Consider the following 14,592-nt stretch of genomic DNA (forward strand, 5'->3'; position numbering starts at 1 on the left):
CAGTACTTTTATTTGCCCTCTAAGTTAAGGTTAGATTACCCAAACTAAGTAGAGAACAATCAAAATACTGAAATTAACTCATGCCTGATCGAATCAGTTACACGTAAATTATATTCACCTGTAGAACTACGAATTGTATCTTATCAGATTATTTATTACTTTACAACCTGAAATTATTCTTTATTATCGAATTTGAGCATTTCTTTTCTCATCAGCCCTTTGAAGATGTACCGTTAGATAACTCACCTCGGAGGGGGAAACAGGCATACGTAATCTTTGCTCCATGATTTTGGTCATTTTCCAAGCCAACGAGTATAACTCTGGATACTCTTGATATAGTAATTTATCCAGGGAACCTACATCTTGATCTATATGACCACTACGAACTCGTTCAATAGCAAAGCGTAAATGCGTAAGAAGTCTTGAATAATCCAATGAATCACGTGGGATTGTATATTCCATACTTTCTTCTACAACCTGAACTAAATCAGCTACTAGTTGAGAATGCTGCTTCACCTCAGTAATATGCTGGTCTGTAAGAGCACTATGGATATGCAATGCCACAAAGCCAACTTCATCATCTTCAAGATCTACATCAAATCTCTTACGAATTAAATCAACCACATATTCCGCCATACGATACTCATCAGGGTACATTTCTTTAGTTTCGAATAAAAACGGATAGTGGATCGCAATTCCTTGCTCAGAACGTTTAATAGCAAATGAGATATGATCTGTTAATGCAATCTGAATATGTTCATTCAGAGGAACTTTGCTGTGCTCCATAATATATAGAATACCTTCATTGACTACTTCAATGAGGTTCTCAGCTATTTGTGGAATTAATTGTTTATATTGCTCTTGTTCTTGCTGGTTGGTTAAGATAAACATTTTTTCAGCGATAGTCAACGCCAAGTCGTCACCTGACTTACGATTGAAACCTATCCCTTTACCTATAACTACAACTTCCCTATACTTCGGATGATCAGCAATTATTACATTATTATTCAATACCTTAGATACTTGAATACTGCTCATATTTGCACCTCATTTATATGCCCTTAAAATAATAAATTCTATCAAAAAGAGGCCCTTATGTCCATACAATTATGATTATAATAATTACCAAAAAAACAGAGCTCCAGTAGCCAGTCCGGAGCTTCAGTTCAATACTTATATCTACGATTGAATCAATTACATAATTACGCAAACCTATTTATCTAATGGTTCTACCGTAACGGAAGGCAACAACTCAGGTTCTGATGCGATTGGTTGTGAGATTGATTTCTTTTGAGTGAACCCTTTGATCAGATTCTCGATATCCAAACCAGATACATTTTTTAACATCGTAGGTGCAGTAGCCATTAATTCAGTTACATAATTACTAACCCGTGCCGCACCTTCACCTTTACCTGTATCTACAACGGTTAGCGTATCGATTGATGCAAGTGGTTGTGCAATCTTACCTGCCAATTCAGGCAACATCTTCGTAACCAGATCGAGTATTGCTGCTTCCCCATACTTTTGGAATGCATCGGCTAGCTTTTCCTTCGCTTCTGCTTCAGCTAATCCTCGTAAACGGATAACATCTGCATCAGCTGTACCTATCGCACGTTCCGAATCAGCCATCGCCTCACCTTCCAGTCTCTTCTGCGTAGCGGACGCTTTGGCTTGCGTTTCGATGGAATACTGCAATGCATCCGCTTCTAACATTCTGCGTGCCTTATCTGCTTCTGCCCCAATCTCAACGGAATAGCGATCAGCGTCCGCCTTCTTCTTCACATCAGCATCATATTGCATTTGGCGAACTAGAATTTCTTTTTCCTGTAAATCAACTTCACGATTCTTCCGAACCAGTTCTACTTGCATTTGTTCTTCCACCATAATCTGTTTAGCACGTGCTTCTTGAATATGGTAGGCTTGATCCGCATCAGCTTTGGCAGTATCCTGCTCCTTCTTAAAGGATGCCACTTTCAATTCTTTCTCTTTGGACGCTTCGGCAATATTAGTATCTCTCAATAATTCTGCCTTCTGACCTTGTTCTTCTGCATTAGCCTTCTGAATACGAGCATCACGAACTGCATCAGCTTCAGCAATTTCTGCATCACGCTTTACCGTAGCAATACGCGGTTTACCTAGTGCTTCTAAATAACCATGCTTATCGCGCAAATCTTTTATCGTAAAGGAGACAATTTGTAATCCCATTTTTTTAAGATCACGAGCTGCGACACCTTGTACTTCTTGTGCGAACTTATCACGGTTCTTATAGACTTCTTCTACGGTCATCATACCTAAGATGGCTCTTAAATGACCTTCCAACACTTCCTGTGCTTCACTTCGAAGTGCTTCAACTGGTTTACCGATGAATTGTTCAGATGCCGTCACAACATCCTCAATAGACCCACCGACCTTAATAATTGCAACACCATCAGCCATTACAGGTACTCCTTGCTCTGTATACACTTCTGGAGTTGATACATCAAGCTTATGTGAGAGGAGAGATATGAATTGTGACTGTTGAAATACCGGTAGAATAAATGCTCCACCACCACGAATAATCTTAATTCTACGTCCATCTTCTTCTGAAATATTCTTACTCCCAAGAAAAGAACCTGTGACGATCATGGCTTCATCTGGACCTACCGTCCTATAACGAGCCCAAAATGCCAAACCAAGAACAATAATAACACCAATAACAACTGCAGGAATAATCAAATAATCTGGTATTGATTCCACTAAACTTCATCTCCTCTAGTATTATCAAATTCAGTAACGCGTAATACACCATCTGCTTCTTCTACAATAACTACACGCGTTCCAACTGGTATTTCATGTTGTTCAAAACTTGATGCGATATGTAATACATTCGTTGCTCCAATCTTTACCATTACTTCACCATAACCAATTGCAGGTAGTGGAATTGTGATCTCACCAATTTTCCCAACCAGATCATGGATGGAATAACCCGTTGAGTTCTCACTATTCTCCATTGGCTTAACATAAAAGAAATATACGAGAACTGCGATAAATATTGCGACTACAATAGATATAATAAGATTAGGTACTAAATTCAACTCCGTGTAACGTGTCAGCAATATACCCGCTCCACCGAATACGGTGATAGCACTTGCAACGACAGTCGGCTTCAGAATATCTAGAGACAAGAAGTCAAGTATCCCATCAAGCGCTGTACTGAGTAGATCACCAAGTACTACAGTGACTAAGGCAAATAACACCCCCCCTACCAGACAACCTAAATAAAGCGCCTCCATCATTCATCCTCCTGACATGATTCGTATGTCACTACTTGCTTATACGCAGTAACCTACCCATTTGTTTCAAATATTTCCTGAAATTCAAATAAAGAGTGTATATGAATAGTCATGACAACTACACATTTACACTCTTTAACCAATCAATATTACTCTCTTGTACTTATAGCGACATATTGTATATCTTAATAACATCCGCTTTTTCTAATTTACTGAAATTACCGAAAGGACCAAAGCGTACAGCTTTTTCAGCCATAATATCGATCTTACTATCATCAATATCATAATCGGCTAAACGATTTGGTGCGCCAATCGAATTCCAGAATGTCCGTAAAGCTTCAATTCCTTCTGCACAAATCTGTTCATCACTTTTACCAGATGGATCAATATCAAACACATGTGTAGCAAGTCGTTTGAAACGATCTACATCCACATGTTGGTTATGTTTCATCCAATGTGGGAACAGAATAGCTAATCCTCCACCGTGTGGAATATCATAAACAGCAGATACGGCATGTTCAATATTATGTGTTCCCCAGTCTCCAGACATCCCCATATTTATAACACCATTCAAAGCCATCGTACCGCAATACATAATTGTTGCACGTAACTCATAATTCTCAAGATCGTTTATAAGTTTCGGAGCTGTGTCAATTACTGTTCGAAGAATCGTCTCACAGAATCCATCTTGAACAGGCGTATGATCCTCAGGATGGAAGTAATGCTCCAATACATGAGACATAATGTCTACTACCCCATATACAGTCTGATCTTTCGGTAGTGAAAATGTATGTACTGGATCAAGAATGGAGAATGCCGGATAAGCATATGGACTACCCCAACCCATTTTCTCTTGTGTCTCTTCATTCGTTATGACAGAGCCACCATTCATTTCCGAGCCTGTTGCAGCCATCGTCAATACTGTTCCTAATGGAAGAGCGTCCTGTGGGCTAGCTTTACGCTCTAGGAAATCCCACATGTCCCCATCATATTTCGCTCCTACAGCAATTGCCTTAGCACAATCGATGACGCTTCCGCCACCTACAGCAAGAATTAATTCAATACCTTTTGTTTTACATAGATCTACACCTTTATGAACTGTCGATAACCGTGGATTAGGTTCTACTCCACCTTGTTCAGTTACCTCAACTCCAATTTCATTCAACAATGCAATTACATTGTCATAAAGACCACTACGCTTAATACTTCCGCCACCATACAGGAATAATACCTTATTTCCGTATTTAGGGATCTCCGTTTTGAGTGCAGTTAGCTTTCCTCTTCCGAATATAAGCTTAGTAGGATTATTAAATTCAAATGCTATCATCAATATCTCGCCTCCTATAATCATTACTGGTCTATAGTATAAACTATTCCCCAATACGCAACAAACCGCCCCTCCATATTTAGGAAGAACGGTTCATTACTGAAATTATATGCTTAAGCTTGTATGTTATATCCCATATGTTCCAAGAATCGTACGAAGGCTTGCTGCCCTACCTCTGTTCTCTTATAGACACCTGCGTGACCTAGTATCTCAACAAATTTATCCCCAACCTCATGTTGGACTAATTGGACAGCTTCATCTTTACTAAATTGATTACCATGTTCATCTATAAGTTCTTTAATCCAATCCAGATGTTGAGTTAACTCTGGAACCTCTCCGGCAATAGACGCAGAATGCAATCTATCATCACCACTGAGAATATGAGCAACCAAGTCTAATTCATTCTTCAATCTTCCTGGTAATATTGCCAATCCCATAACTTCAATCAAGCCGATATTTTCCTTCTTAATATGATGCATCTCCGAATGCGGATGGAATATTCCATCTGGGAATTGTTCATTCGTACGATTGTTACGTAGCACCAGATCCATTTCATAGGCACCATCTTCTGTACGATGCACGATTGGAGTAACGGTGTTATGTCGAACATTCTCACCAGATTCATCCTTTGTAAAGGCTAGGACATCAGCTTCAACATCACTATATTGCTGCCAAATTTCATAGATATTGTTGGCACTTTCGAGCAAAACCTCACTATCTTGTGAAGTAATTCGAAGTACGGACATTGGCCACTTTACAATACTCACGGTTACTCCAGGATAATCTTTATGCGTGAATATCAGTTCTTTCGGTGCATTCTGAATCGGGAACGTGTGACGTCCTCCTTGGAAATGATCATGTGTCAGAATTGACCCGCCAACGATAGGTAGATCTGCATTCGATCCTATGAAATAATGTGGCACAACATCAACGAATGACAGTAGTCTTCGCAATGTATCCTTTGTTAGTTTCATAGGGACATGATCACGGTGAAACACAATGCAATGCTCATTGTAATATACATATGGAGAGTATTGAAAGTACCATGGTTCTTCGTTCATCTCCAACGGAATGATTCTTAGATTCTGACGGGCCGGATGATTAATCCGACCGGCATATCCAACATTCTCCCTACACAATTGGCATTTTGGATAGATAGGTGGTGGAAGAAGCTTCGCCATAGCGATCTCTTTCGGATTCTTCTCAGGTTTTGAAAGATTAATCGTCATCTCAATATCGCCATAGGCTGTTTCTTGCTTCCAATATACATTTTTAGCTACACGATCCATACGAATATAGTTAGAATCGATACTTAATTTGTAAAAGAAATCCGTTGCAGCTGCAATCCCATGTTCTTCTGAAATGGTCTCAAATTCTGCAATCACGTCTGAAGGACGAGCCATTAGGAATCCCATGATTTTAGCATCTAATAAATCTCGATAAGTATCACTATTCTCAGGAATTAACCCAATTTGATATCCATAATCAATCAACACATCAATTATAGCTTGTGGACTTTCCTCATGTTTATAATCTACTCGATCTAAGAATGGTTCGCTGAATTGGAAGAGTTCCATCAGAATATTCCGACTATAATCTACATCCTCTTGTTTAATTAGACTATGCTCTAATGCAAAACATACAATGGTCTCAATGGCATATAGAGCTTTATTCTGTTCAGGAGTTCTAGTTGTGTTACTCATGTTCATCCCCCTTATTCTCCATACCCTTGTGGATGGGATTGATGCCAGCTCCAAGCACTTTGTATAATGGTCTCAAGCTGATCATATGCTGGCTTCCATCCTAGAACGGTACGCGCTTTTTCCGAAGAAGCTACTAATATGGCAGGATCTCCTGCACGACGTTCCTGTACCACTACGGGAATTTCAAGTCCAGTTACCTTTTTCGCCGTTTCAATGACATCTTTGACAGAGAATCCTTGTCCATTCCCTAGATTAAATACGTTACTCTCTTGTCCACTTCGCAAATAGGATACGGCACGGTAATGGGCATCTGCTAGATCACTCACATGGATGTAATCACGTACACAAGTGCCATCAGGTGTCGGATAGTCTTCACCAAACATAGCAATATTGTCCCGTTGTTTCAGGGCGGCTTGTAGTACTAGTGGAATCAGATGACTCTCTGGACGATGATCTTCACCAATACGTCCACTCTCATGTGCACCGGCTGCATTGAAATAGCGTAATGCTACATATTTAATGCCTAGTACTTTATCGAACCATGACATCATACGTTCCATCATGAGTTTTGTCTCACCATATACATTAGTTGGTTCTGTGCGATCACCTTCCATAATAGGCACTTTCTCTGGTTCACCATAAGTAGCCGCAGTAGATGAGAACACAATCTTACGCACATTCGCTGCATCCATCGCTTCAAGTAAGCATAACGTACCAAAGACATTATTATCATAATATTTAGTAGGGTTCTTCATACTTTCTCCAACAAGAGAATTGGCCGCGAAATGGATCACCGCATCGATCTTATTCTCGCTGAATAACTTGGTAAGGAGCTCCTTATCTCTTAAGTCACCTTCATAAAGTTTACCTCCAAGCAATGCCTCACGATGACCCGTCTGTAGATTGTCAATTACTACGACTTCTTCCCCAAGATCAAGTAATGCCGCCACAGTGTGAGAACCGATATACCCTGCTCCACCTGTTACTAGAATGGCCATATTAGTTATCCCCCTTAAGTTCTTTCACTCCGTCGCCGACACCGCACACATAGAACTCGCCCTTAATACCCGCAGCAGCTCTATACCGTTCACCTACCTGTTGCACGAATTGATCAACAGAATCCTCATGGACTAATGATACAGTACAACCACCAAATCCAGCGCCTGTCATACGCGAACCCAATGTACCTGGTATCTTGCGTGCTTCTTCAACCATCACATCTAACTCTTTACAACTAACCTCATACAAATCTCGAAGGGATTCATGGGATTGATTCATGTATTGTCCGAAAGTCTTAAGATCATTACTACTAAGAGCTTCTACTGAATCTAGCACACGTTGGTTCTCTTCGATAACATGTTGAGCCCGACGTCTGACGATATCATCTTGAATATGATCTTTAACGGTTTCGAATTGATCTGGTTTGAGATGTGCTAGATATTCTAATGTTGGAATTTCCTTCTTCAGAATGTCCAATGCTTCTTCACATTGCGAGCGACGCTCATTATATGCAGAATCTACAAGACCTCTACGTTTATTCGTATTCCCAATAACAAGCTTGTATGAACCCGTACGGAAAGGAACATGTTTATACTCCAATGTGTCGCACATCAGTAGAATTGCATGATCTTGTTTACCATTTGCTACCGCAAATTGATCCATAATACCGGAATTCACACCAACGTACTGATTCTCAACTCTTTGTGACAGACGTGCAATTTCTATCGTATCTGTTTCCTTACCTGCCAATGACAAGAGCGCGTACGCTGTCACTACTTCAATGGATGCTGAAGATGATAGTCCTGCACCATTAGGGATTTCTCCATAAAAGTACAAATCATATCCTTGCGTAAATTTGCACCCCATCTTGCTTAATTCCACGAACACACCGATCGGATAATCGATCCATTCACCACTCTTCTTATCCCCTAAACCATCAAGATCTAATGTCGCCTCAAATGGAATATTACCTGAAGCTAGATGAATCTTGTGATCATCTCTTTCACGGACGATAAGTGTTGTCCCGAATTCAAGGGCAGCTGGCAGAACATAACCACCATTATAATCAATATGTTCACCAATCAGATTCACTCGACCTGGTGCATTAAATATTCGTACTGGATATTTACTTTCTCCATTTTTAGCAATAAACGTTTCTTTCAATTGATCTAAACTCACTATTCATCACCAATCCTTTCAATATCGTTTTGACTTACACTTAGTATAAAAGATATAGTTCATTCTGATAATGCAATCATGTGTGCTTAATATGGATAAATGTGACCTTTTCAACTATAATAATACGATATTAAACCTAATTAAAATCTGAACGTAGAGAGGAATAACAACCTGATGTCACTGCAGTACTCATATGCTGTATCTGCCAATCCCGTCTCTCATGATGGTAACTCACTTCATGTTCTTTTTGCAGGTGAAAGCCAGACGGAACCCTTACATGCACTAGGCCCAAAAATATATGATTACTATTTACTACACTATATAGAAAGTGGACATGGTTTATTTAGAACTGAGCAGCATACCTTTGAACTAAGTGAAGGATCATGTTTTCTCATTCATCCTGGTCAATTAGTCAGCTATGTCTCTGATGATGAGCATCCCTGGCGCTACCGTTGGACCGCTTTTATTGGGCAAGAAGCACAACAACGTGTAGAAGCATCCGGGTTTGTATCCAATCATTCGGTGTTCACCTCCACGAAGAAGCAATCCATCATCCCAATGTCAATTGCAAGTATGCAAGAAGCCTTTTATTCCAAAAAGGAAAGTGCCCATATGGTTTCATTGGGTCATCTGTATCTCATTCTCGCTGAAGCTCAAGATAATTTATCTAGCCAAACACGTCTTACCGGAACAAAGTCCCAAGTACAGCGAACCGTTAAACAGATGATACTCTACATGTCTACCCAATTTGCCCATCCTGTATCCATTGAGCAAATGTGTGATAGCCTTGGGTACAATCGGGCATACCTCTCCCGAATTTTCAAGAAAGAAACAGGTCTTTCTCCTATCACTTATTTATTGAAACTGCGGATTGATAAGTCACGTCAACTACTACGTGAACGCCCTGAACTCTCCATTGAGCAGATTGCCTCATCCGTTGGACTGACTGATGCACTCTATTTCTCACGGCAATTCAGAAGATTCTGTAATCTATCGCCAAGCGCTTATCGTAATCAAACTGGATCACATCTTTAAGATACAAGTTAGAAATCATGATTGACTTTTATATCATATGAAAGCCTGCTCACTTCCTATAAAGAGGATGAGCAGGCTTTTTAGCTATATCAATTGACTCATCTTTTCCATCACTTCACCAATTGGATCTGTAATCAGTAAATCAGCTTGATGATCGTATATTGTAGGTTCGATATTCAGAAGAACGGTTCGACTTCCTTTGAAATAAGAAATTAGATGTGCTGCTGGCTGCACAGTTAATGATGTTCCACCAATGATGAGTAAATCAGCTGATGAGATGGCATCCATAGATTGATAAAGTATTTGTTGATCCAATGATTCTTCATATAGAACGACATCAGGCTTAATCACAGCGCCACATGAGGAACAACGTGGTACTATATCTTCGCTACCAATAATGACTTCTAACCCATAGTAGTAGGAACATCCCATACAATAATTACGGTGAATTGATCCATGTAATTCTAGAACCTTAGTGCTTCCAGCTTTTTGATGTAATCCATCAATATTTTGTGTAACAATAGCCTTTAACTTCCCTCGTTTCTCGAGATCAGCCAGTACATTATGGCAAGCATTAGGTTTAGCATGCTCATGTATCATCTTACTACGGTAGAAATCATAGAATACTTCAGGATGTTCTATAAAGAAATGATGACTGAGCATGACTTCAGGAGGATAAGGAGAATGCTGTTCACTTTGATATAACCCTGCTGCAGAACGAAAATCGGGAATTCCACTTTCTGTTGACGTTCCCGCTCCTCCAAAGAATACAATCTTACTACTTTCTTGAATCCATGAGACCAACGTATTTACCTTTTGCATTCTCATTCACCTCCTACGTTCATTAACGAATGTTAACAAAATAATTGCTATTATTTCGCTTTTGCCAAATCGAATGCTTCCATATACTGTTCTGCTCTGTGGCGTACTTGACTCATATCACCCGTTCTGGTCGCTTCTGCTGTAAGATCTGAACCAATACTCACCGCAACAGCACCTGATTTAATCCATTCTCCGAGATTTGAGAGCGATACACCACCTGAAGGCATAAAGTTTGCCTGAGGCATTGGACCTTTCAATGTTTTTATAATAGAAGGATCAAATAGATTACCTGGGAACAATTTCATGATATCCACACCAAGCTCCAATGCTAGTTGCACTTCAGCTACAGTCATCAGCCCAGGAATGATAGGAATACGATACAAATTACATATTTTTACCGTTTCTTGATTTAGGGATGGCGATACTACGAATTCAGCACCCACAAGCATGGCAGAACGCGCTGTCTGCGGCTCCAATACTGTTCCAGCACCGATAATTGCAAATTTGGCAGGATCGGTCGCATTCCAATGGTAGACTCTGCTCAATTTCTCAATCGCATGTAATGCCCCAGGGACAGTCAGTGTCACTTCAATCACCTTAATTCCGCCTGCAATCGCTTGTTCGGCCATTTCTACTACTTGATCTGTAGAATTTCCACGTAATACTGCAACTACACCACAATCGGTGATTTTTGTAATCAATTGAATTTTTCTCACAATAAGCCACTCCTTTGTAATCGTTTGCATAGATTATGACCTGTTCATATTATTTCTATTCTTATTGTCGAACGGATGCCATCAACTTGTCAATCCTTCAGCAACTACAGTACAACCATCTATTAGTCGAATCCATCGATTTCCTCTGATTAATTAGACACGGCCTAAGTATATCCTTAGAGACGGTGTTATGTTTTGGGCTTGACATCTGCTAGAAAAAGCAACTATTTTATGATAGACTCATGTATAAGCATTTATATATTCACTCTGTTGGGAAACCGTGTTAAAGCGATGAATAATAATAGAAAGAAATTGGGGGAATTAGACATCATGCGTCCAAAAAAAATGCGTTCAGACATGATAAAGAAGGGCTTTGACCGTGCACCTCACCGTAGTTTATTACGTGCAGCAGGCGTGAAGGAAGAAGATTTCGGTAAACCTTTTATCGCAGTGTGTAACTCTTATCTTGACATCGTTCCAGGACATATCCACCTTCAAGAATTCGGCAAGATCGTTAAGGAAGCGATCCGTGAAGCCGGAGGTGTTCCTTTTGAATTTAATACCATTGGTGTAGATGATGGGATTGCTATGGGGCATATCGGTATGCGCTACTCACTACCGAGTCGTGATATTATCGCCGATTCAGTAGAAACGGTTGTTGCAGCACACTGGTTCGATGGTATGGTTTGTATCCCGAACTGTGACAAAATCACACCAGGTATGATGATGGGTGCGCTTCGCGTGAATATCCCAACCATCTTCGTTAGTGGTGGACCTATGAAAGCTGGTAAAGACAGTACCGGTCGCTCCATTTCCCTTACTTCTGTATTTGAAGGAGTTGGTGCTCACCAAGCTGGTACTTTATCCGATGAAGGTTTGCTAGAACTAGAACAATTTGGTTGTCCTACTTGTGGATCATGTTCCGGTATGTTCACAGCCAACTCCATGAACTGCCTTGCTGAAGGACTTGGACTTGCCCTACCAGGTAATGGAACCATTCTTGCAGTTGCTGAGGAACGGAAGGATTTCGTTAGACAGTCTGCCACACAATTGATGGAATTAATCAAGCTTGATATTAAGCCTAGAGATATCGTAACTTTGGATGCAATTGATAATGCCTTCGCACTAGATATGGCCATGGGTGGTTCTACCAATACCGTATTGCATACCCTAGCGTTGGCTCACGAAGCTGGTATTGATTACCCAATTGAACGAATAAATGAAGTCGCTAACCGTGTGCCTCATTTAGCTAAACTTGCTCCTGCTTCAGACTGGCATATTGAAGATCTTCATAATGCTGGTGGTGTGAGTGCTATTATTCATGAACTTCTGAAGAAACCAGGTGCTTTTAACGGAGACTGTATTTCGGTATCTGCTAAAACACTACGCGAGAATGTTGAGGGTTGCGAGATCATAGATGAGAATGTCATCCATCCTCTTGACAATCCACACTCCGAACGCGGTGGACTAGCTGTTCTTTTCGGTAATCTGGCTCCAGGTGGATCCATTATTAAAGTAGGTGCTGTTGATGCTTCGGTAGGTGGGTATCATAAGGGTCCTGCTATCTGCTTCGATTCTCAAGATGAAGCACTATACGGAATTGCCAATGGTAAAGTAAAAGAAGGTCATGTTGTTGTCATTCGTTATGAGGGACCTAAGGGTGGTCCAGGAATGCCAGAAATGCTTGCACCTACTTCTCAAATCGTCGGTATGGGACTTGGTGCCAAAGTTGGTCTTATCACCGATGGTCGCTTCTCAGGTGCCTCTCGTGGAATAAGTATTGGACATATTTCTCCTGAAGCTGCTGAAGGTGGTCCTATCGCCTTCGTTGAAGATGGTGATATCATTGAGTTAGACCTTAACAATCGCACCATTCAACTTGAAGTTGATGATGCAGAATTTGAACGCCGTCGTGCAAATTGGAAAGGTTTCGAACCTAAAGTGAAAACAGGACTTCTTGCTCGTTACTCCAAACTGGTAACGAATGCAAGTTCCGGTGCTGTACTTAAAATCTAATCATTGAACTTTTACTTTTTTTATATTTTGATAAAGGGAGTGCCTCTTTTGTAGAATATTCTACGCTAGAGGTACTCCCTTTTTATATTAATTATGAAATCATATAACATTATAAGACAAGGTCCTAGTCGATACATGAATTTTAATCAGTGTGTAACATTGGCTAATTCAGGACTTTCAACAGGAATATCTTGGGGTACTATTTCTAAATTACTCTTACGATGAGAGCCACTCACCGAGAAATGCTCATTTAGATAATCCACAGGCATAATGATCATTTTCGGTACCAACTTACTAGGGGATTCCTTCAATCGTCCCTTTCCTGCTGGATGTATAATGCTCATCAGAATTTTCAAATATACATTCGTCGATTTAGCAAACCAACCATTCGGTAAATCCCGTATACTAAATCCGAATTTCTCCGGTCCACGGTTGATCATACTCACCCCATAAAGTGCCTTAGCATTCCTGAATTCCGGATTGTCCATAAGCTGATAGGCTAATGCCGGTAATTCTTTCTCCATAGATCGAATCATTTGAATCGCTAGATGTACTTCTGAACGAGAATTCATACCTATATGGAATAACTTCTGATTATCAAAATGCAGTTCAATGATGGATGATCCATTCTCTAATATTGAGCCATTGTCTAAAGTTACTGGTTTACCTTTATAGGGCCGAAGCCGATAATGAAGAAATGGATCTACTGGAGTTACGGTCTTGAGTCGGAATATGAAATGAAACACTACTTCCCATAGTAACCACGCCTTAACAACTACATTCTTGGCAATTGATTGTTTCTTTTCTATTACATTGTCATTAGATTGAATCATCTCGTCAATTCGAATACTTTGCATTTGACGACGATTTGCTTCTTGCAGAACTCGTTCTAATGCGATAAGCATTTGTTTAGGAGCATCAGGATCAGCACCCATGGTTGATCCGCAATCATGTAGTAGCATAACTTCTCCAGGTACAAGTTTGTTCAACATTCGCTCTGTTAATTTATCTGCACCAGTCTTCTCCCGCCAATCTCCGAACATAGATGACCATAATACTATTTTATATTGATCAAGTTTATAGAAATCAAACATATTTACAATTCCCCATGGTGGACGATAATAGGTTGTTCTCTCGCCCGTTATTGAAAAAATGATCTCAGCCGTCATTCTAATTTGTTTACGTACAGTTCGCGGTTGCATAACCCAATTCGACTTATGTTTATAGTTATGAATTCCAATAAGATGTCCTTCTTCATGTATCCTCTTTAATAAATCGGGATTTTGTTCAGCATGACTCCCTACTACAAAAAAGGTCGCTTTCGCATTATATCGCTTGAGTAAATCTAAAAGTTGGGGTGTATAACGTGGATCAGGTCCATCATCAAAAGTTAACGAGTAATCTCTTTCACTTTTCCCCTTCTGAAATGCTCTAAACCCAAATATACGAGTAATTATACCTGGAATAAATGCGTAGAAGATTGAAATATAAAATAACCAAAGCAACAAAGTCTGCATAACATT

The 14,592-nt window shown here is 40.0% G+C and carries 12 protein-coding genes; 2 read left to right on the top strand and 10 right to left on the bottom strand.

Annotation, left to right across the window (positions count from 1 at the left end; genetic code table 11):
* Nucleotides 1–183 precede the first annotated feature (183 nt).
* The 7 genes from glcT to LPB68_RS06130 all read right to left on the bottom strand — a co-directional run bounded on the left by glcT (nucleotide 184) and on the right by LPB68_RS06130 (nucleotide 8,480).
* Nucleotides 184–1,038, bottom strand: coding sequence for a glucose PTS transporter transcription antiterminator GlcT (glcT, locus tag LPB68_RS06100; protein ID WP_068659225.1), 855 nt, complete (start codon nucleotides 1,036–1,038; stop codon nucleotides 184–186).
* Between the two features lie 174 nt (nucleotides 1,039–1,212).
* Nucleotides 1,213–2,727: a flotillin lipid rafts scaffold protein FloT gene (locus tag LPB68_RS06105; protein WP_068659272.1), complete on the bottom strand. Its 1,515-nt coding sequence runs from the start codon at nucleotides 2,725–2,727 to the stop codon at nucleotides 1,213–1,215.
* Between the two features lie 8 nt (nucleotides 2,728–2,735).
* Nucleotides 2,736–3,272, bottom strand: a complete 537-nt coding sequence (locus LPB68_RS06110; RefSeq protein WP_068659223.1) for an NfeD family membrane protein — start codon at nucleotides 3,270–3,272, stop codon at nucleotides 2,736–2,738.
* A 163-nt stretch (nucleotides 3,273–3,435) separates the two neighbouring features.
* A complete protein-coding gene (locus LPB68_RS06115; protein ID WP_068659220.1) occupies nucleotides 3,436–4,599 on the bottom strand; it encodes an iron-containing alcohol dehydrogenase in 1,164 nt (387 codons plus the stop codon).
* 113 nt (nucleotides 4,600–4,712) lie between these two features.
* Nucleotides 4,713–6,302 carry a UDP-glucose--hexose-1-phosphate uridylyltransferase gene (locus LPB68_RS06120; RefSeq protein WP_418303819.1) on the bottom strand — a complete coding sequence of 530 codons (1,590 nt, stop codon included), beginning with the start codon at nucleotides 6,300–6,302 and terminating at the stop codon, nucleotides 4,713–4,715.
* Nucleotides 6,303–6,313: 11 nt separating this feature from the next.
* Nucleotides 6,314–7,300 (bottom strand): UDP-glucose 4-epimerase GalE, encoded by a 987-nt coding sequence (gene galE, locus LPB68_RS06125; RefSeq protein WP_068659217.1) that lies wholly within the window; start codon nucleotides 7,298–7,300, stop codon nucleotides 6,314–6,316.
* A gap of 1 nt (nucleotide 7,301) precedes the next feature.
* The gene (locus LPB68_RS06130; protein WP_068659215.1) at nucleotides 7,302–8,480 is read right to left on the bottom strand and encodes a galactokinase; all 1,179 of its coding nucleotides are present in this window, start codon (nucleotides 8,478–8,480) and stop codon (nucleotides 7,302–7,304) included.
* Between the two features lie 171 nt (nucleotides 8,481–8,651).
* Here LPB68_RS06130 and LPB68_RS06135 point away from each other — a divergent pair, with 171 nt between their 5' ends.
* Nucleotides 8,652–9,515 carry an AraC family transcriptional regulator gene (locus LPB68_RS06135; RefSeq protein ID WP_068659213.1) on the top strand — a complete coding sequence of 288 codons (864 nt, stop codon included), beginning with the start codon at nucleotides 8,652–8,654 and terminating at the stop codon, nucleotides 9,513–9,515.
* Nucleotides 9,516–9,599: 84 nt separating this feature from the next.
* On the opposite strand, the gene LPB68_RS06140 is transcribed toward LPB68_RS06135, so the two are convergent.
* Together LPB68_RS06140 and LPB68_RS06145 are read right to left on the bottom strand one after the other, a co-directional pair.
* Complete coding sequence (locus LPB68_RS06140; RefSeq protein ID WP_068659211.1) at nucleotides 9,600–10,337, bottom strand: NAD-dependent protein deacylase; 738 nt, start codon at nucleotides 10,335–10,337, stop codon at nucleotides 9,600–9,602.
* Nucleotides 10,338–10,387: 50 nt separating this feature from the next.
* Nucleotides 10,388–11,053, bottom strand: coding sequence for a bifunctional 2-keto-4-hydroxyglutarate aldolase/2-keto-3-deoxy-6-phosphogluconate aldolase (locus tag LPB68_RS06145; protein WP_068659209.1), 666 nt, complete (start codon nucleotides 11,051–11,053; stop codon nucleotides 10,388–10,390).
* Nucleotides 11,054–11,383: 330 nt separating this feature from the next.
* On the opposite strand from LPB68_RS06145, the gene ilvD reads away from it, so the two are divergent.
* Nucleotides 11,384–13,069, top strand: a complete 1,686-nt coding sequence (ilvD, locus tag LPB68_RS06150; protein WP_068659207.1) for a dihydroxy-acid dehydratase — start codon at nucleotides 11,384–11,386, stop codon at nucleotides 13,067–13,069.
* A 146-nt stretch (nucleotides 13,070–13,215) separates the two neighbouring features.
* Here the strand turns inward: ilvD and LPB68_RS06155 are convergent, their stop codons facing one another.
* On the bottom strand, nucleotides 13,216–14,586 hold the full coding sequence (locus LPB68_RS06155) for a polysaccharide deacetylase family protein (protein ID WP_068659205.1): 1,371 nt from the start codon (nucleotides 14,584–14,586) through the stop codon (nucleotides 13,216–13,218).
* Nucleotides 14,587–14,592 lie beyond the last annotated feature (6 nt).

This window comes from Paenibacillus crassostreae, from assembly GCF_001857945.1.
Lineage (GTDB): Bacteria > Bacillota > Bacilli > Paenibacillales > Paenibacillaceae > Paenibacillus_AQ > Paenibacillus_AQ crassostreae.